This window comes from Pseudomonas reinekei (assembly GCF_001945365.1).
In the GTDB taxonomy this organism is placed as follows: Bacteria; Pseudomonadota; Gammaproteobacteria; order Pseudomonadales; family Pseudomonadaceae; genus Aquipseudomonas; species Aquipseudomonas reinekei.
The window spans coordinates 366412-384137 of sequence record NZ_MSTQ01000004.1; the positions used below are offsets into that span (position 1 = coordinate 366412).

Genomic DNA, 17726 nt, shown 5'->3' on the forward strand with positions numbered 1-17726 from the left:
GTCGCGCATTGCCGGGTTTGTGGCGAGGGAGCTTGCTCCCTTGCCACAAAAGCCATCGATGGGTATCAACGGGACTTGGGTTTCTTTACGTCCAGTCGGCGCAAATGGCAGGTCACTTCTTCGCGGTCGTGGTACAGCTGTTTGCAGCCGATCTCGACCTTGATGCCCCGGGCCTTGAAGCCATCGGCAATGCGTTCCAGCAGGCGCTTCACTTCGGCATAGCGCTGTTTCATCGGCAGCTTGAGGTTGACCACCGCCTCGCGGCAATGCCCATCGCCAATCCACTCTTCGAGCATCGCGGCGTTGCGTGCCGGTTTCTCGACGATGTCGCAGACCATCCAGTCCACCGGTTGCTTGGGCTTGAAGGTGAAACCGTCGGCCATCAAATGCTGCACCAGGCCAGTGTCCATCAGGCTTTCGGCCATCGGGCCGTTGTCGATGGCGGTCACCAGCATGCCGCGGTTGACCAGCTGCCAGGTCCAGCCCCCCGGCGCGGCGCCAAGGTCGACGCCGGTCATGTCACTGTGCAAGCGCTCGTCCCATTGATCTCGCGGGATAAAATGGTGCCAGGCCTCTTCCAGCTTCAAGGTCGAACGGCTCGGCGCTTCGCGAGGGAATTTCAAACGCGGAATGCCCATCGGCCACATCGCCGAGTTGTTCGACTCGGCCAGACCGGCGAACACTTCACGACCGCTCTTGAAGGTCAGCAGCAGGCGCGGCTTGCTGGCGTCGTCCACCAGTTTGCCGGCCGCCATCAATGCCTTGCGCAGGTGCACTTCGAACTTTTTGCAGAAGTTCGACAGTTCCTTGCCATCATTGGTGTCGACCATTTCCAGCCACAAGCTGCCGCACACGGGGAAATCCGCCATGTGCGCGAGGATCACACTGATGCGGTCGGTTTCCGGCAGATCAATGAAAATGCCCCGTGCCCATTGGCGCGGGAAGATCAGGCGTTCGAAACGCTGACCGCGCATCAGGCGTTCGGCGCCATCCTCTTCGGTGCAGACAAATTCGGCGCAGGCACTGGCGGCCTTGGCCTTGGCATAACCGGCCACGTTCAGTTGTGCGGCGAGGTCGGAAATCTCGGAACAGACTTCGCCTTCGAAGCCCGGCCGGCAATGCATGAATAGGGTGTTCATTCTTACTCCTGGGCAGATGGCGAGACATTCAACCACTGCGCGATGCCCAGGCTTGCTCTGGAGCAAAGCCTGTCACGAAAACCGGCGCATGATAGCCGAGATCGGAACCTGGGGTCTGTCCATAGAGTCCAGTTATTAGCCAGCTACTTAAAACAGGGCTAGGTTTAATGCTCTGCCCGTCCCCTCAGTCCGTAGCCGTGCGGACTCTAAGGAGTGATCGTAATGCCGTCCCTCGATAGTCTGAAGACCCTGAAAACCCTGCAAGTCGACGACAAGACCTACCACTATTTCAGCCTGCCGGATGCCGCCAGGAGCCTGGGTGACCTGGACCCGCTGCCGATGTCGTTGAAGGTGCTGCTGGAAAACCTGCTGCGCTGGGAGGACGAGAAAACTGTCACCGGTGCCGACCTCAAGGCGATTGCCGCCTGGCTCAAGGAGCGCCGCTCCGATCGCGAGATCCAGTACCGCCCGGCGCGGGTGCTGATGCAAGACTTCACCGGCGTGCCCGCAGTGGTCGACCTGGCCGCCATGCGCGCGGCGATGGCCAAGGCCGGTGGCGATCCGCAGCGGATCAACCCGCTCTCCCCCGTCGATCTGGTCATCGACCATTCGGTGATGGTCGACAAGTACGCCACCAGCAGCGCGTTCGAACAGAACGTCGATATTGAAATGCAACGCAACGGCGAACGCTATGCGTTCCTGCGCTGGGGCCAGAGTGCCTTCGACAATTTCAGCGTGGTGCCGCCGGGCACCGGGATCTGCCACCAGGTGAACCTGGAGTATTTGGGCCGCACCGTGTGGACCAAAGACGAGGACGGCCGCACTTACGCCTTCCCGGACACGCTGGTCGGCACCGATTCCCACACCACGATGATCAATGGGCTCGGCGTGCTCGGCTGGGGCGTTGGCGGCATCGAAGCGGAAGCGGCGATGCTGGGACAACCGGTGTCGATGCTGATCCCGGAAGTGATCGGCTTCAAACTCACCGGCAAGCTCAAGGAAGGCATTACCGCCACCGATCTGGTGCTGACCGTCACCCAGATGCTGCGCAAGAAAGGCGTGGTGGGGAAATTCGTCGAGTTCTATGGCGATGGCCTCGCCGACCTGCCGCTGGCGGATCGCGCAACCATCGCCAACATGGCCCCGGAATATGGCGCCACCTGCGGTTTCTTCCCGGTGGACGACGTGACGCTGGACTATCTGCGCCTGTCCGGCCGTCCGGCTGAAACCGTGAAACTGGTCGAGGCCTACAGCAAGGCGCAGGGCCTGTGGCGCCTGCCGGGCAAGGAACCGGTGTTCACTGACAGTCTGGCGCTGGACATGGCCAGCGTCGAAGCCAGCCTCGCCGGACCCAAGCGTCCGCAAGACCGGGTTTCACTGCCGAATGTCGCGCAAGCCTTCAGCGACTTCCTGGGAATGCAACTCAAGCCTACCAGCAAGGAAGAGGGCCGCCTGGAAAGCGAAGGCGGCGGTGGCGTGGCGGTGGGCAACGCCGATCTGGCCGGTGAAGTGGATTACGACTCTGATGGACAAACCATTCGCCTGAAAACCGGCGCGGTGGTGATCGCCGCGATTACCTCCTGCACCAACACCTCCAACCCGAGCGTGATGATGGCCGCCGGCCTGGTAGCGAAGAAAGCCGTGGAAAAAGGCCTGCGCCGCAAGCCGTGGGTGAAAAGCTCCCTGGCCCCAGGCTCAAAAGTGGTCACCGACTACTACAAGGCTGCCGGCCTGACGCAGTACCTCGATGAGTTGGGTTTCGCCCTGGTCGGTTATGGCTGCACCACATGCATCGGTAACTCCGGGCCGTTGCCGGAGCCGATCGAAAAAGCCATCCAGAAAGCCGACCTGACCGTCGCCTCGGTGTTGTCGGGCAACCGCAACTTCGAAGGCCGGGTTCATCCGCTGGTAAAAACCAACTGGCTGGCCTCACCGCCGCTGGTGGTCGCCTATGCCTTGGCCGGCACTGTGCGCATCGACCTCAGCCGCGAGCCGTTGGGCCAGGACCAGAACGGCAATCTGGTTTACCTGAAGGACATCTGGCCGAGCACCCAGGAAATCGCCGATGCCGTGGAGCAGGTCAACACCGCCATGTTCCACAAGGAATACGCCGAAGTATTCGCCGGCGATGAACAGTGGCAAGCCATTGAAGTGCCGCAAGCGGCAACCTATGTCTGGCAGGACGACTCGACCTACATCCAGCATCCGCCCTTCTTCGATGACATCGCTGGGCCGCCGCCGGTGGTGAAGGACGTCGCGGGTGCGCGCGTCCTCGCCCTGCTCGGCGATTCGGTGACCACCGACCACATCTCCCCGGCCGGCAACATCAAGGCCGACAGCCCGGCGGGCCGCTACCTGCGCGAGAAAGGCGTGGAGCCGCGGGACTTCAATTCCTACGGCTCGCGCCGCGGCAACCATGAAGTGATGATGCGCGGCACCTTCGCCAACATCCGCATTCGCAATGAAATGCTGGGTGGCGAAGAAGGTGGCAATACCCTCTACATCCCGACCGGGGAAAAACTGGCGATCTACGACGCGGCCATGCGTTACCAGGCGGCGGGCACGCCTCTGGTGGTGATCGCAGGGCAAGAGTACGGCACGGGATCAAGCCGTGACTGGGCGGCCAAGGGCACCAATCTGCTCGGGGTCAAAGCGGTCATCGCCGAAAGTTTTGAACGGATTCACCGCTCCAACCTGGTGGGCATGGGCGTGCTGCCACTGCAGTTCAAGCTTGATCAAAACCGTAAGAGCCTGAATCTGCGGGGCACGGAAACCCTGGATATCCTCGGCCTGACCGGCGTCGAGCTGACTCCGCGGATGAACCTGACCCTGGTGATCACTCGCGAGAACGGTACCCACGAAAGAATCGAAGTGTTGTGCCGGATCGACACGCTCAATGAAGTGGAGTACTTCAAGTCGGGAGGGATTTTGCACTACGTGTTACGGCAGTTGATCGCGTCGTAGTTGTGCACTGACAAAGACACCGCCTTAGGGCGGTGTTTTTGTGCTCGAGAAAAACCTTGAGGAAGCGAGCCTGCTCACGATGGCGGTGTAACATTCACAAAGGATGCTAAATGACACTCCGCTATCGCGAGCAGGCTCGCTCTCACAGGGCTGGTGCAGGCCCAGACACAAGGATTCTCAATGCTCGCTCTACCATGGACATTTCTGGCGTTGCTCTCCCTCGGCTATGGCTTGGCCCTGACCTATGGCCGGCTCGGCTGGCTCGCCGGAATTTCCGTCGGCCTGTTGCTGATCGCCGGTTACGCGGTGCGTCAGACAAAATTGCCGTTCGGCCGCTATCTCGGCCATGGCCTGTTCATCTTCCTCGCGCTGGCACTGGCCATGCACTGGCTGCCCGGCTTCCATAACGGTCGGGTGATCGAACCACAGCGTCTCACGGACGATGCGGTGCGGTTTTCCATGTACCTGAATCTGGATAAACCCCTGATCGGTTTCTGGCTATTGCTGGTCTGCCCGTGGATTGTCGGCCGGCGTTCACTGCGGTTGTTCCTCTATGCCACGCCCGTCGCGCTGGTCCTGAGCGCCGTGCTTGCACTGGGTGGCGCGCTGTTGCTGAACGTCATCGCTTGGGCGCCGAAATGGCCGGACGCTGGCTGGTTATGGCTGCTGAACAATCTGCTGCTGGTGACGCTGGTCGAGGAAGCGCTGTTTCGCGGCTATATTCAGGGCGGCCTGAGCCGATGCTTCAAACACTTGGCGTACGGCGAAAACCTCGCGCTGCTGCTGGCTTCGCTGTTGTTCGGCCTAATGCACGCAGGAGCGGGCTGGCAATGGATGCTGCTGGCGAGCCTGGCGGGTGTCGGCTACGGCCTGGCCTACCGCTTGGGTGGACTGGCCGCCGCCATCGCCACGCACTTTGCCTTGAACCTGCTGCACTTCGGCCTGTTCACCTATCCGATGCTCGCCGGCTGACGCAAGGATCATTTTTGCGACGCGCCTCTGATTATCGAAAAATAATTTCAACAATTGGCCAGGGGTGCCGATACAGCACTTGAAAGCCTTGCGGATTAAAAAGCCATGCGTAACAACCAGCCAATTACACAACGCGAACGGACCTTCCCGGCCCAGCAACGGTTGATTTCCACCACCGACGCCAAGGGCATGATCACCTACTGCAACGACGACTTCGTCGATATCAGCGGGTTTTCTCGTGAAGAACTGATCCGTGCGCCGCACAACCTGGTGCGTCACCCCGACGTCCCGGCCGCGGTGTTCGCGCATATGTGGGGCACAATGAAACAAGGCTTGCCATGGATGGGCATTGTCAAGAATCGCTGCAAGAACGGTGATCACTATTGGGTTAACGCCTACGTGACACCGATCTTCGAAGGCAATCAGGTGATCGGTTACGAGTCGGTGCGGGTCAAGCCCACCGCCGAACAGATCCGACGCGCCGAAGCGCTTTACCAACGCATCAACCAGGGCAAGTCGGCCATCCCTTCCTCGGATAAATGGTTGCCGGTCCTTCAAGACTGGCTGCCGTTCATTCTGGTCAGCCAGTTGAGTTTCATGATCGGCGCCACCCTGACTTCGCAGTGGGGTTTCGCCCTCGCCGCCGCGCTCTCGGTACCACTGGGCCTGATGGGCCTGAGCTGGCAACAGCGTGGCATCAAGCGCTTGCTGCGCCTGGCCGAGCAGACCACCTCCGACCCGATGATCGCGCGGATGTACACCGACAGCCGCGGCGCCCAGGCGCGCCTGGAAATGTCGATTCTCAGTCAGGAAGCCCGCCTGAAAACCTGTCTGACCCGTTTGCAGGACACGGCCGAACACCTGACCGAACAAGCCAAGCAGTCCGATGCACTGGCACACAACAGTTCTACCGGCCTGGAACGTCAGCGCGTCGAAACCGAGCAAGTGGCGACCGCCGTCAATCAGATGGCTGCAACCACCCAGGAAGTCGCCAGCCATGTGCAGCGCACTGCCGATGCCACCCAGGAAGCCAATCGCCTGACCGGTCGCGGTCGCGACATCGCCGGGGAAACTCGCGAAGCGATTCAGCGACTGTCGGTCGTGGTTGGGGAAACCGGCCTGACCGTGACTCAACTGGCCAAGGACAGCGACGAAATCGGTGGTGTGGTCGACGTGATCAAGGGCATCGCCGACCAGACCAATCTGCTGGCGCTCAACGCCGCCATCGAAGCGGCCCGTGCCGGTGAAATGGGGCGTGGTTTTGCGGTAGTGGCCGACGAAGTCCGTCAACTGGCGCAACGCACCAGCGAATCCACCGGGCAGATTCACGCCCTGATCGCCAAGCTGCAGCAAACCGCAGGCACGGCCGTACAAACCATGGAAGCCGGGCACCGTCAGGCCGAAGAAGGTGTGGCGCGAGTACTGGAAGCGGATCAGGCGCTGGTGGGGATCAGCGAAGCGGTGGCCAACATCACCGACATGACCACCCAGATCGCCGCCGCCACCGAAGAGCAAAGCGCTGTGGCCGAAGAAATCAGCCGCAACATCAGCAACATCTCGCACCTGGCTGACCAGACCTCGGAACAGGCACAGAACTCGGCGTTGTTGAGTGAAGAGCTGACCAAGACGGCAAATACCCAGTATTCGTTGGTGGAGCGGTTTAACCGCTGATTGATGCTGGAATGACAAAAACCCGGACAGTGCAAGCTTCCGGGTTTTTTATTGCCGATCTGATAATGATGTCGCCTGATAGGCCCCCATCGCTGGCAAGCCAGCTCCACAAAGGATCACCGTCCCCGTGGGAGCTGGCTTGTCAGCGATGGGGGCCATGATGTTCACCGCAAATATCACTGAAGAAACGCAGCCACCTTGCTCGCCGCAGCCGCCAAATGCTGCTCATGCGTGAACCCCGAAGCCTTCAACGGTTTCAGATCATGATCCCCCGCCACCAGCCAGAACACTTCAATACTCGGTGACAACGCATAAGCCTCGACCGCCTCGCGATTGCCCAATGCATCCCGCTCGCCTTGCACAATCAAGGTACGGGTTTTCAACGAAGCCAGATGCTCAACCCGCGGCTTCTCCGGTTTCCCCACCGCATAGAACGGATACCCCAGGCACACCAGCGCATCCGCCCCCAGCTCATCCGCCAACAAACTTGCCATCCGCCCGCCCATGGACTTGCCGCCAATGGCCAAAGGCCCAGTGACATGGCGTCGCACTTCGGCATACACCTCGCGCCAGCATTCCAGCAGTTTTGGCGCCGGGTTGGGTGGACGCTTGCCGCCGTCGATTCGTCGTTGCGCCATGTACGGAAACTCGAAGCGCAGCACGTTGACGCCTTGCGCCGCGAGGCGTACGGCCATGTCGTTCATCCAGCTGCTGTCCATGGGTGCACCGGCACCGTGGGCCAAAATCAACGTTGCCAAAGCCGTGCTCGAGGCGGTATCCCACAGCCATCCGTGTTCCCGCACACACTGCGCCCATTGATCCCCGTCAATACCGGCCTTGTGCCCATTGTTCATGCTTGCCTCGCTTTTAGTCTGCCTATAACTCCAGGCGAAGGGGACGCTGCCTTGCGCTGCGCCCATTTCGGCTGAACCGTGGATGGGGAACCATGAACACTTCTATCAGTACCGCCTACAACTACAAGGTGGTCCGCCAATTCGCCATTATGACGGTGGTGTGGGGCATCGTCGGCATGGGGCTCGGGGTTTTTCTCGCCGCCCAGTTGGTCTGGCCCGAACTCAACTTCAATTTGCCGTGGACCAGTTTCGGCCGCTTGCGCCCGCTGCACACCAACGCGGTGATCTTCGCGTTCGGCGGCTGCGCCCTGTTCGCCAGTTCTTTCTACTCGGTACAACGCACCTGTCAGACACAACTGTTCGCGCCGAAAATCGCGGCGTTCTGCTTCTGGGGCTGGCAGCTTGTCATTCTCCTGGCAGCCATCAGCTTGCCGCTGGGCTACACCAGTTCCAAGGAATACGCCGAGCTGGAATGGCCGATCGACATCCTCATCACCCTTGTCTGGGTCGCCTACGCCATCGTGTTTTTCGGCACGGTAATGAAGCGCAAGACCAGGCACATCTACGTCGGCAACTGGTTTTTCGGCGGTTTCATCATCACCGTGGCCATTTTGCATATCGTCAACAACCTTGAATTGCCGGTGAGTTTCACCAAGTCCTACTCGCTGTACGCCGGTGCCACCGACGCCATGGTGCAATGGTGGTACGGGCACAACGCCGTGGGCTTTTTCCTCACCGCTGGCTTCCTCGGCATGATGTATTACTTCGTGCCGAAGCAGGCCGAACGCCCGGTGTATTCCTATCGCTTGTCGATCGTGCACTTCTGGGCGCTGATCACCCTGTATATCTGGGCGGGCCCGCACCACCTGCACTACACCGCACTGCCGGACTGGGCGCAGTCGCTGGGCATGGTGATGTCGCTGGTGCTGCTGGCGCCGAGCTGGGGCGGGATGATCAACGGCATGATGACGTTGTCGGGCGCCTGGCATAAGTTGCGCAGCGACCCGATCCTGCGCTTCCTCGTGGTGTCGCTGGCGTTCTACGGCATGTCGACCTTCGAAGGCCCGATGATGGCGATCAAGACCGTCAACGCCCTCTCTCACTACACCGACTGGACCATCGGCCACGTCCACGCCGGCGCGCTCGGCTGGGTGGCGATGATTTCCATCGGCGCGCTGTACCACATGACCCCGAAAATCTTCGGACGCGAGCAGATGCACAGCATCGGCCTGATCAACGCGCATTTCTGGCTCGCCACCATCGGCACCGTTTTGTACATCGCTTCAATGTGGGTCAACGGCATTGCCCAGGGCCTGATGTGGCGTGCGGTGAACGAGGACGGCACGCTGACTTACTCCTTCGTCGAGACACTGGTGGCCAGCCATCCAGGTTTCGTCGTGCGGCTGGTGGGCGGCGCGATCTTCCTCAGCGGCATGTTGCTGATGGCCTACAACACCTGGCGCACCGTGCGGGCCTCGCAGCCTGCCGAAGCCGCCGCTGCCGCGCAGATGGCCTGAGGAGTCCGCCATGAAACACGAAACAATCGAGAAAAACGTCGGCCTGCTGATGCTGTTGATGGTGCTCGCCGTGAGCATCGGCGGCCTGACCCAGATCGTCCCGCTGTTCTTCCAGGACGTGACCAATAAACCGGTGGAAGGCATGAAGCCCTACACCGCGCTGCAACTGGAAGGTCGCGACATCTACATTCGCGAAGGCTGCGTCGGCTGCCACTCGCAGATGATCCGCCCGTTCCGCGCCGAGACCGAGCGCTACGGGCACTACTCGGTGGCCGGTGAAAGCGTCTGGGATCACCCGTTCCTGTGGGGCTCGAAACGTACCGGGCCAGACCTGGCGCGGGTCGGCGCGCGTTACTCGGATGAGTGGCATCGCGCGCACTTGTACAACCCGCGCAACGTCGTGCCGGAATCGAAGATGCCCGCCTACCCCTGGCTGGTGGCCAATGTGCTGGACAGCAGCCACACCGAAACCAAGCTCAAGACCCTGCGCACCCTCGGCGTGCCGTACACCGACGAAGACATCAGCGGTGCCGTTGCATCGCTCAAGGGCAAGAGCGAAATGGACGCACTGGTCGCCTACCTGCAAGTGCTGGGCACTGCGATCAAGAGCAAGAGGTGAGCCATGGTCATTGAAATGAGTACTGGAATGATCCGCGGCCTCGGCACGGTCGTGGTGTTCGTGGCCTTCGTCGGCCTGACCCTGTGGGTGTTCAGCGCCAAGCGCAGCCCGGAGTTCGCCGAAGCGCGCCTGCTGCCATTCGCCGATGAGCCGCAATCCGACATCACTGAAGCACCTGTCACAAGGAGTACCCGGCCATGACCACTTTCTGGAGTACGTGGATCTGCGTACTGACCATCGGCAGCCTGATCGGCCTGACCTGGCTGCTGATCGGCACCCGCAAGGGCGAAACCAAGGGCAGTGTCGACCAGACCATGGGCCACAGCTTCGACGGCATTGAGGAGTACGACAATCCGTTGCCGCAATGGTGGTTCATGCTGTTCGCCGGCACGCTGGTGTTTGCCGTCGGTTACCTGATTCTGTATCCGGGCCTGGGCAACTGGAAAGGTATCCTGCCCGGCTACGAAAATGGCTGGACCGGCGTGCACGAGTGGGAAAAGGAGATGGACAAGGCCGACGCGAAGTTCGGGCCGATCTTCGCCAAATTCGCGGCGATGCCGGTGGAAGAAGTGGCCAAGGACCCACAAGCGCTGAAAATGGGCGGACGTTTGTTCGCGTCAAACTGCTCGGTGTGCCACGGCTCGGATGCCAAGGGTGCGTTCGGTTTCCCCAACCTGGCAGACAGCGACTGGCGCTGGGGCGGCAACGCCGACACCATCAAGACCACCATCATGGGCGGTCGCATGGCGGCCATGCCGGCCTGGGGTGAAATATTGGGTGAGGCCGGGGTAAAAAACGTCGCAGCCTATGTACGCCATGAACTGGCCGGCCTGCCATTGCCTGCCGACAGCAAGGCCGATTTGCAGGCCGGGCAGCAGGCGTTCAGCACGACCTGCGTGGCCTGTCACGGGTCAAACGGCCAAGGCACCGAAGCCATGGGCGCGCCGAACCTGACGCACCCGGCCGGGTTCATCTACGGCACCAGCCTGACCCAACTTGAGCAGACGATTCGTCACGGCCGCCAGGGCCATATGCCGGCGCAAAACGAACTGCTGGGCAACGACAAGGTGCAACTGTTGGCCGCTTATGTGTACAGCCTGTCCCACGGTTTGAACACCGAGCGTTTGCAGGCTGAAGACAACCGCGAATAAATCTCGACCGCTCTGCTGCCGCATTCTTCGCAATGCGGCAGTTCCCTTCCTCTTTGCGACCCATTGTCGCACCCTCCTTCGGTCTTCCTTTCGGATCCCGGGATTCGGGTCTAAGCTTGCTCCGATGCGGACTGGCCGGTGCCGGTTCCAGGTCGACCCAGAAACGACGTGTTCGACGAATCGGCTGACTGACAGGCCGCAAAGGCTGGTAGATACCGGCTGTCGCGCCAATTGCCTCCGGTCACCCAATCGTTGCGTTTGAACACACTCAGTTACACCCGACCGGACCCCCTCGCCTGATCTCTCCGCACGGACACTTTGTCCATGGGTAATTTTGCCCTTACGCGGCGCATGGAAAGGCCGCAGAATCAGCTTTTGAAAGCATTGACCCAGGTCATGGCGCGTTGCAATGACCCCCTGCTTTCTCCATACTTGCGGCCGATTTTCAATCCTAATAAAACACCCAAACCGTGGAACCTTAGAATGAGCACAGCAATCAGTCCGACTGCTTATAACTATAAGGTAGTCCGCCAGTTCGCCATCATGACGGTGGTCTGGGGGATCCTTGGCATGGGGCTCGGTGTCTTCATCGCCTCGCAACTGGTTTGGCCGGAGTTGAACTTCGGTCTGCCGTGGACGAGCTTTGGACGCTTGCGCCCGTTGCACACCAACCTGGTGATTTTCGCCTTCGGTGGTTGTGCACTGTTTGCCACTTCTTATTACGTCGTGCAGCGAACCTGCCAAACGCGACTGATTTCCGACAGCCTCGCCGCCTTCACCTTCTGGGGATGGCAAGCGGTGATCGTCGGCGCCATCGTTACCTTGCCGCTGGGTTACACCACCACCAAGGAATACGCTGAGCTGGAATGGCCCCTGGCTATTCTGCTGGCCATTGTCTGGGTCACCTACGGTCTGGTGTTCTTCGGCACCATCGTCAAGCGCAAGACCAAGCACATCTATGTGGGTAACTGGTTCTACGGCGCGTTCATCGTCGTGACCGCGATGCTGCACATCGTCAACCATGCGTCCCTGCCGGTCAGCTTCTTCAAGTCCTACTCGGCCTACTCGGGCGCGACGGATGCGATGATCCAGTGGTGGTACGGCCACAACGCCGTGGGCTTCTTCCTGACCACCGGCTTCCTGGGGATGATGTACTACTTCGTGCCGAAACAGGCCGAGCGTCCGATCTACTCCTATCGCCTGTCGATCGTGCACTTCTGGGCGCTGATCACCCTGTACATCTGGGCCGGTCCGCACCATCTGCACTACACCGCGTTGCCGGACTGGGCTCAGTCCCTGGGCATGGCGATGTCGATCATCCTGCTGGCTCCGAGCTGGGGCGGCATGATCAACGGCATGATGACCCTGTCGGGCGCCTGGCATAAGCTGCGCACCGACCCGATCCTGCGCTTCCTGGTTGTCTCCCTGGCGTTCTACGGCATGTCGACCTTCGAAGGTCCGATGATGGCGATCAAGACCGTTAACTCGCTGTCGCACTACACCGACTGGACCATCGGTCACGTACACGCCGGTGCCTTGGGTTGGGTAGCGATGATCTCGATCGGCGCGATCTACCACATGATCCCGAAACTGTTCGGTCGCGCGCAGATGCACAGCACCGGCCTGATCAACACGCATTTCTGGCTCGCAACCATCGGTACCGTTCTGTACATCGCTTCGATGTGGGTCAACGGCATCACCCAGGGTCTGATGTGGCGTGCAATCAACGATGACGGCACTCTCACCTACTCGTTCGTAGAAGCGCTGCAAGCCAGCCACCCAGGCTTCATCGTTCGTGCATTGGGCGGTGCGTTCTTCGCCACCGGCATGCTGTTCATGGCCTACAACGTATTCCGTACCGTACGCGCCTCGAACCCGGCCGAAGCTGAAGCCGCCGAACAGATTGCTGTAGTTGGAGCTCACTGATGAAGCATGAAGCAGTCGAGAAGAATATTGGCCTGCTGGCCTTCTTCATGGTTATCGCCGTCAGTGTCGGCGGCCTGACCCAGATCGTTCCGCTGTTTTTCCAGGATGTCACCAACAAGCCGGTCGAGGGCATGAAGCCGCGCACCGCCCTTGAACTGGAAGGCCGGGACATTTATATCGCCAACGGTTGTGTCGGCTGCCACTCGCAGATGATCCGCCCGTTCCGTGCTGAAACCGAACGTTACGGCCACTACTCGGTTGCCGGTGAAAGCGTCTGGGACCACCCGTTCCTGTGGGGTTCCAAGCGTACCGGTCCGGACCTGGCCCGCGTCGGCGGTCGTTACTCCGATGACTGGCAGCGTGCGCACTTGTACAACCCGCGCAACGTAGTGCCTGAGTCGAAAATGCCGGCCTACCCGTTCCTGGTGGAAAACAAGCTCGACGGCAAAGACACCGCCAAGAAAATGGAAGTCTTGCGCACGCTCGGCGTCCCTTACACCGACGAAGACATCGCCGGTGCCAAGGATGCCGTGAAGGGCAAAACCGAAATGGACGCGCTGGTGGCCTATCTGCAAGGCCTGGGCACCATCATCAAAAGCAAACGGTGATCTAAATGGATATCGGGATGATTCGTGGCCTGGGCACCGTCGTTGTGATGGTGGCCTTCATCGGTCTGGCGTTGTGGGTATTCAGCCCCAAGCGCAAGTCGGAGTTTGAAGACGCGACCTTGCTGCCTTTTGCGGATGATCCCGAAGCCATCAAGCACGTCGAGCAAGCTTCTAGGAGTAACAAAGAATGACTACATTCTGGAGTCTGTACGTCACAGTCCTCAGTCTCGGTACGATCTTTTCCCTGACCTGGCTGCTGCTGTCGACCCGAAAGGGCCAGCGCACCGAGTCCACCGAAGAGACGGTTGGGCACTCCTTCGACGGTATCGAGGAGTACGACAACCCGCTGCCGAAATGGTGGTTCATGCTGTTCGTGGGCACCATCATTTTCGCCTTGGGCTACCTGGTGCTGTACCCGGGCCTGGGCAACTGGAAAGGCCTGCTGCCAGGTTACAACTACCTGGATAACGAGAAGCAGACTGCGTTCGCCAACGGCCAGACCGGCTGGACCGGCGTTCACGAGTGGGAAAAGGAAATGGCCAAGTCGGATGCCAAGTTCGGCCCGATCTTCGCCAAGTTCGCTTCCATGCCAATCGAAGAAGTGGCCAAGGACCCGCAAGCCCTGAAGATGGGTGGCCGTCTGTTTGCCTCCAACTGCTCGGTTTGCCACGGTTCCGACGCCAAGGGCGCTTATGGCTTCCCCAACCTGACCGACGCCGACTGGCGCTGGGGCGGCGAGCCGGAAACCATCAAGACCACCATCATGGGCGGCCGTCACGCGGTCATGCCAGCGTGGGCTGAAGTGATTGGCGAGCAAGGCGTTGCCGACGTGGCGGCGTTTGTCCTGACCAGCCTGGACGGCCGCAAGCTGCCGGAAGGCGCCAAGGCAGACCCGGTTGCAGGGCAGAAGCTGTTCGCCGCCAACTGCGCGGTTTGCCACGGTCCGGAAGGCAAAGGCACCCCGGCCATGGGCGCACCGAACCTGACCCACCCGGGCGCGTTCATCTACGGTTCGAGCTTCGCTCAACTGCAGCAGACCATCCGTTACGGCCGTCAGGGCCAGATGCCTGCGCAAGAGCAAATGCAAGGCAACGACAAGGTTCACCTGCTGGCCGCTTACGTCTACAGCCTCTCTCACGGTGAGAAAGCTCCGGCGGCGGATGCCCAGTAAGGCAAACGCTTGATGCAGCACATGAGGCCCCGTCATCTGACGGGGCTTTTTTTTATCTGTCGAACAGCGACCGGCGGTCGAGTGCTCGCACGATGAAGTTGCGGGCCACGGGATCAGGTAGTAACGTTTCTACATCGAAACACTCAGGAGGCGCAGGCATGATGGCCATCACCACGATTTCCAGCCGCGAATTCAACCAGGACACAAGTGGTGCCAAAAAAGCCACGCGTCAGGGGCCGGTTTTCATCACCGACCGAGGCAAACCGGCCCATGTGCTGCTAAGCATTGAGGAGTACCAAAAACTCACGGGCATCAATGCCGACATCGTCGAGCTCCTGGTCATGCCGGAAGCGGCAGACATCGAGTTCGAAACCGAGCGCGCCGTGATCACTCATCGCCCTGTGGATTTGTCTTGATGTACCTACTCGACACCAACGTGATTTCCGAGCTCCGCAAACCCCAGGCAGACGCAAACGTCGTCGCCTGGGCCAAAAGCATCATCGCTCCACGCATGTACATTTCAGCCATCACCTTGAAAGAACTGGAAACGGGGGTGCTACGCATGGAGCGCCGCGACCCCGCCCAGGGCAAAGTGTTGCGCACCTGGCTCAAGCGTCATGTCCTTCCAGCGTTCGATGCCCGTATTCTGCCGATCGACGCTGCCGTGACCCTTCGCTGTGCCGGCTTGCATGTTCCGGATCGCACCAACGAAGCCGATGCGCTGATTGCAGCGACCGCTCTGGTTCATGGCTTGACGGTCGTCACCCGTAACGTCGGCGATTTTCAAGCCAGTGGCGTGCCGCTGATTAACCCATGGGCCAATTGAACGTCAGGCCGCGCAAAAACGTCCATAATTCACAAGTCAATTGATTCAAGTCATTACACCATCGTTTAATTTCTCCCAACGTGACTAAAGGTCGCACCCTTGGGCTAGAGCGACAGGCGTATCATTGCGCCACTGCAATGCCCCTTTTGACCTCGTTCGGCACGTACTGACCGAGGCATTTTTCCACTGCCGTGGGATGCAATTGATGAGCAACCAGATTCCGGTACACGACGTCACTCCACCCGCCAAGAACGCGGACAACAGCGTCGACCTGTACGCCTCTCGAGAAAAGATCTACACCCGCGCTTTCACCGGCCTGTTCCGCAACCTGCGGATGGCGGGCGGTGCCGCGTTATTTCTGTTGTATTTCGGCACGGTCTGGCTGAACTGGGGCGGCCATCAGGCCGTCTGGTGGAACCTGCCCGAACGCAAATTCTTCATATTCGGCGCCACCTTCTGGCCTCAGGACTTCATCCTGCTGTCCGGCATGTTGATCATCGCCGCGTTCGGCCTGTTCTTTATCACGGTGTATGCCGGTCGGGTCTGGTGCGGCTATACCTGCCCGCAAAGCGTGTGGACCTGGATCTTCATGTGGTGTGAAAAGGTCACCGAGGGCGACCGCAACCAACGGATCAAACTGGACAAGGCGCCCATGAGCGCCAACAAGTTCCTGCGCAAATTCAGCAAGCACACGATGTGGCTGCTGATTGGCTTTGTGACCGGCATGACCTTCGTCGGCTACTTCTCGCCGATCCGCGAACTGGTGATCGAGTTCTTCACCGGCGAAGCCGATGGCTGGTCGTACTTCTGGGTCGGCTTCTTCACCCTCGCCACCTACGGCAACGCCGGCTGGCTGCGTGAGCAAGTGTGCATCTACATGTGCCCGTACGCGCGGTTCCAGAGCGTCATGTTCGACAAGGACACCCTGATCGTTTCCTACGACCCGCGCCGTGGCGAAGGCCGTGGCCCACGCAAGAAAGGTGTCGACTACAAGGCCCAGGGCCTGGGTGACTGCATCGACTGCACCATGTGCGTCCAGGTCTGCCCGACCGGCATCGACATCCGCGACGGCCTGCAAATCGAATGCATCGGTTGCGCCGCGTGCATCGATGCCTGCGACGCCATCATGGACAAAATGGAATACCCGCGCGGCCTGATCAGCTACACCACCGAACACAATCTGTCCGGGCAGAAAACCCATAAACTGCGTCCGCGCCTGATTGGCTATGCCGTGGTGCTGCTGGCGATGATCAGTTTGCTGGTGACCGCCTTCTTCATGCGCTCGCTGGTGGGTTTCGACGTCAGCAAGGATCGCGTGCTGTACCGCGAGAACGCCGAAGGCCGGATCGAAAACGTCTACAGCCTGAAGATCATGAACAAGGATCAGCGCGACCACACGTATGTGCTGGAAGCCACCGGTCTGCCGGATCTCAAGCTGCAGGGCCGACGCGAGATCAAGGTCGCGGCCGGCGACATCATCAGCCAGCCAGCCGAATTGTCCGTGGCGCCGGAACACCTGCCATCGAGCACCAATGAGGTGAAATTCATCCTCAAGGATGCCGATGACGCCAGTATTCATGTTGAAGCCAAGAGCCGATTCATCGGCCCCCAAATTCGTTGAGAGAAGTGAACATGCCCGCAGCAACTGCCGCAAGTCCCTGGTACAAGCACCTTTGGCCGTGGATCATCATCGGGATTCTGGCCTGCTCGGTGACCTTGACCCTGTCCATGGTGACCATCGCGGTGAACAACCCGGACAACCTGGTCAACGACAACTATTACGAAGCCGGCAAAGGCATCAACCGCTCCCTCGACCGCGAATTGTTGGCGCAAACCCTGCTGTTGCGCGCCAGCATGCACCTCGATGACGTGACCGGCGAAGTCGACCTGCGCTTGAGCGGCAACAGCCAGCCCAAGACCCTGGAACTGAACCTGATCTCGCCAACCCAGCCGGAAAAAGACCGCAAGATCGTCCTCACTCGCAGCGAAACCGAACAGGGCCGCTACATCGGCCAGTTGAGCGACAAGATCGACGGTCGCCGGTTTGTCGAATTACTGGGCACTCAGGACGACCATATCTGGCGCATGTTCGAAGAAGAACTGGTCAGCCATGACAAAGACCTGCTGCTCGGTGATGAACCGCTGCAAGGCGCGGAAGACCTGAAGAAGTAATAACCTGCGAATGCGATCAAATGTGGCGAGGGAGCTTGCTCCCGCTGGGAAGCAAAGCGCGCCCGAAACCTGCAAACCGGTCCTTTCAGTCTCAGCGAGTTCGCCGATGTGCGACCGCCGCGCAGCCGAGCGGGAG

The 17726-nt window shown here is 60.1% G+C and carries 17 protein-coding genes; 15 read left to right on the forward strand and 2 right to left on the reverse strand.

The genetic code is table 11. The features are described 5' to 3' along the window. Window positions 1–65 precede the first annotated feature (65 nt). The gene (gene rlmM / locus BVK86_RS08590) at window positions 66–1139 is read right to left on the reverse strand and encodes a 23S rRNA (cytidine(2498)-2'-O)-methyltransferase RlmM (protein WP_075946010.1); all 1074 of its coding nucleotides are present in this window, start codon (window positions 1137–1139) and stop codon (window positions 66–68) included. Window positions 1140–1361: 222 nt separating this feature from the next. On the opposite strand from rlmM, the gene acnA reads away from it, so the two are divergent. The 3 genes from acnA to BVK86_RS08605 all read left to right on the forward strand — a co-directional run bounded on the left by acnA (window position 1362) and on the right by BVK86_RS08605 (window position 6746). Beyond that, window positions 1362–4103: an aconitate hydratase AcnA gene (gene acnA / locus BVK86_RS08595; RefSeq protein ID WP_075946011.1), complete on the forward strand. Its 2742-nt coding sequence runs from the start codon at window positions 1362–1364 to the stop codon at window positions 4101–4103. A gap of 180 nt (window positions 4104–4283) precedes the next feature. Next, on the forward strand, window positions 4284–5075 hold the full coding sequence (locus tag BVK86_RS08600) for a CPBP family intramembrane glutamic endopeptidase (RefSeq protein ID WP_075946012.1): 792 nt from the start codon (window positions 4284–4286) through the stop codon (window positions 5073–5075). 105 nt (window positions 5076–5180) lie between these two features. Continuing rightward, window positions 5181–6746 carry a methyl-accepting chemotaxis protein gene (locus BVK86_RS08605; protein ID WP_075946013.1) on the forward strand — a complete coding sequence of 522 codons (1566 nt, stop codon included), beginning with the start codon at window positions 5181–5183 and terminating at the stop codon, window positions 6744–6746. 176 nt (window positions 6747–6922) lie between these two features. Here BVK86_RS08605 and BVK86_RS08610 read toward each other — a convergent pair whose 3' ends face one another. Then, on the reverse strand, window positions 6923–7600 hold the full coding sequence (locus BVK86_RS08610; protein WP_075946014.1) for an alpha/beta family hydrolase: 678 nt from the start codon (window positions 7598–7600) through the stop codon (window positions 6923–6925). A gap of 92 nt (window positions 7601–7692) precedes the next feature. On the opposite strand from BVK86_RS08610, the gene ccoN (BVK86_RS08615) reads away from it, so the two are divergent. The 12 genes from ccoN (BVK86_RS08615) (at window position 7693) to BVK86_RS08670 (ending at window position 17590) form a co-directional block, all read left to right on the forward strand. After that, on the forward strand, window positions 7693–9117 hold the full coding sequence (gene ccoN, locus BVK86_RS08615) for a cytochrome-c oxidase, cbb3-type subunit I (RefSeq protein WP_075946015.1): 1425 nt from the start codon (window positions 7693–7695) through the stop codon (window positions 9115–9117). Between the two features lie 10 nt (window positions 9118–9127). Continuing rightward, window positions 9128–9736 (forward strand): cytochrome-c oxidase, cbb3-type subunit II, encoded by a 609-nt coding sequence (ccoO, locus tag BVK86_RS08620; protein WP_075946016.1) that lies wholly within the window; start codon window positions 9128–9130, stop codon window positions 9734–9736. Between the two features lie 3 nt (window positions 9737–9739). Next, window positions 9740–9937 (forward strand): cbb3-type cytochrome oxidase subunit 3, encoded by a 198-nt coding sequence (locus tag BVK86_RS08625; protein WP_075946017.1) that lies wholly within the window; start codon window positions 9740–9742, stop codon window positions 9935–9937. Beyond that, window positions 9934–10887: a cytochrome-c oxidase, cbb3-type subunit III gene (gene ccoP / locus BVK86_RS08630; protein ID WP_075946018.1), complete on the forward strand. Its 954-nt coding sequence runs from the start codon at window positions 9934–9936 to the stop codon at window positions 10885–10887. The genes BVK86_RS08625 and ccoP (BVK86_RS08630) overlap by 4 nt, the downstream gene beginning before the upstream one ends. A 483-nt stretch (window positions 10888–11370) precedes the next feature. Then, entirely contained in the window at window positions 11371–12813 is a 1443-nt protein-coding gene (gene ccoN / locus BVK86_RS08635; RefSeq protein ID WP_075946019.1) for a cytochrome-c oxidase, cbb3-type subunit I, read from the forward strand. Continuing rightward, entirely contained in the window at window positions 12813–13421 is a 609-nt protein-coding gene (gene ccoO, locus BVK86_RS08640; RefSeq protein WP_010456412.1) for a cytochrome-c oxidase, cbb3-type subunit II, read from the forward strand. Before ccoN (BVK86_RS08635) ends, ccoO (BVK86_RS08640) begins: the two co-directional genes overlap by 1 nt. A 5-nt stretch (window positions 13422–13426) precedes the next feature. Next, window positions 13427–13612, forward strand: a complete 186-nt coding sequence (locus BVK86_RS08645; RefSeq protein ID WP_003175465.1) for a CcoQ/FixQ family Cbb3-type cytochrome c oxidase assembly chaperone — start codon at window positions 13427–13429, stop codon at window positions 13610–13612. Continuing rightward, window positions 13609–14592 carry a cytochrome-c oxidase, cbb3-type subunit III gene (gene ccoP, locus BVK86_RS08650; RefSeq protein WP_075946020.1) on the forward strand — a complete coding sequence of 328 codons (984 nt, stop codon included), beginning with the start codon at window positions 13609–13611 and terminating at the stop codon, window positions 14590–14592. The genes BVK86_RS08645 and ccoP (BVK86_RS08650) overlap by 4 nt, the downstream gene beginning before the upstream one ends. Window positions 14593–14753: 161 nt before the next feature. Beyond that, window positions 14754–15008 carry a type II toxin-antitoxin system Phd/YefM family antitoxin gene (locus BVK86_RS08655; RefSeq protein ID WP_075946118.1) on the forward strand — a complete coding sequence of 85 codons (255 nt, stop codon included), beginning with the start codon at window positions 14754–14756 and terminating at the stop codon, window positions 15006–15008. After that, a complete protein-coding gene (locus tag BVK86_RS08660; protein WP_075946021.1) occupies window positions 15008–15418 on the forward strand; it encodes a type II toxin-antitoxin system VapC family toxin in 411 nt (136 codons plus the stop codon). Before BVK86_RS08655 ends, BVK86_RS08660 begins: the two co-directional genes overlap by 1 nt. Before the next feature lie 205 nt (window positions 15419–15623). Further along, on the forward strand, window positions 15624–17039 hold the full coding sequence (ccoG, locus tag BVK86_RS08665; protein WP_075946022.1) for a cytochrome c oxidase accessory protein CcoG: 1416 nt from the start codon (window positions 15624–15626) through the stop codon (window positions 17037–17039). An 11-nt stretch (window positions 17040–17050) separates the two neighbouring features. Then, complete coding sequence (locus BVK86_RS08670) at window positions 17051–17590, forward strand: FixH family protein (RefSeq protein WP_075946023.1); 540 nt, start codon at window positions 17051–17053, stop codon at window positions 17588–17590. Window positions 17591–17726: the final 136 nt, after the last annotated feature.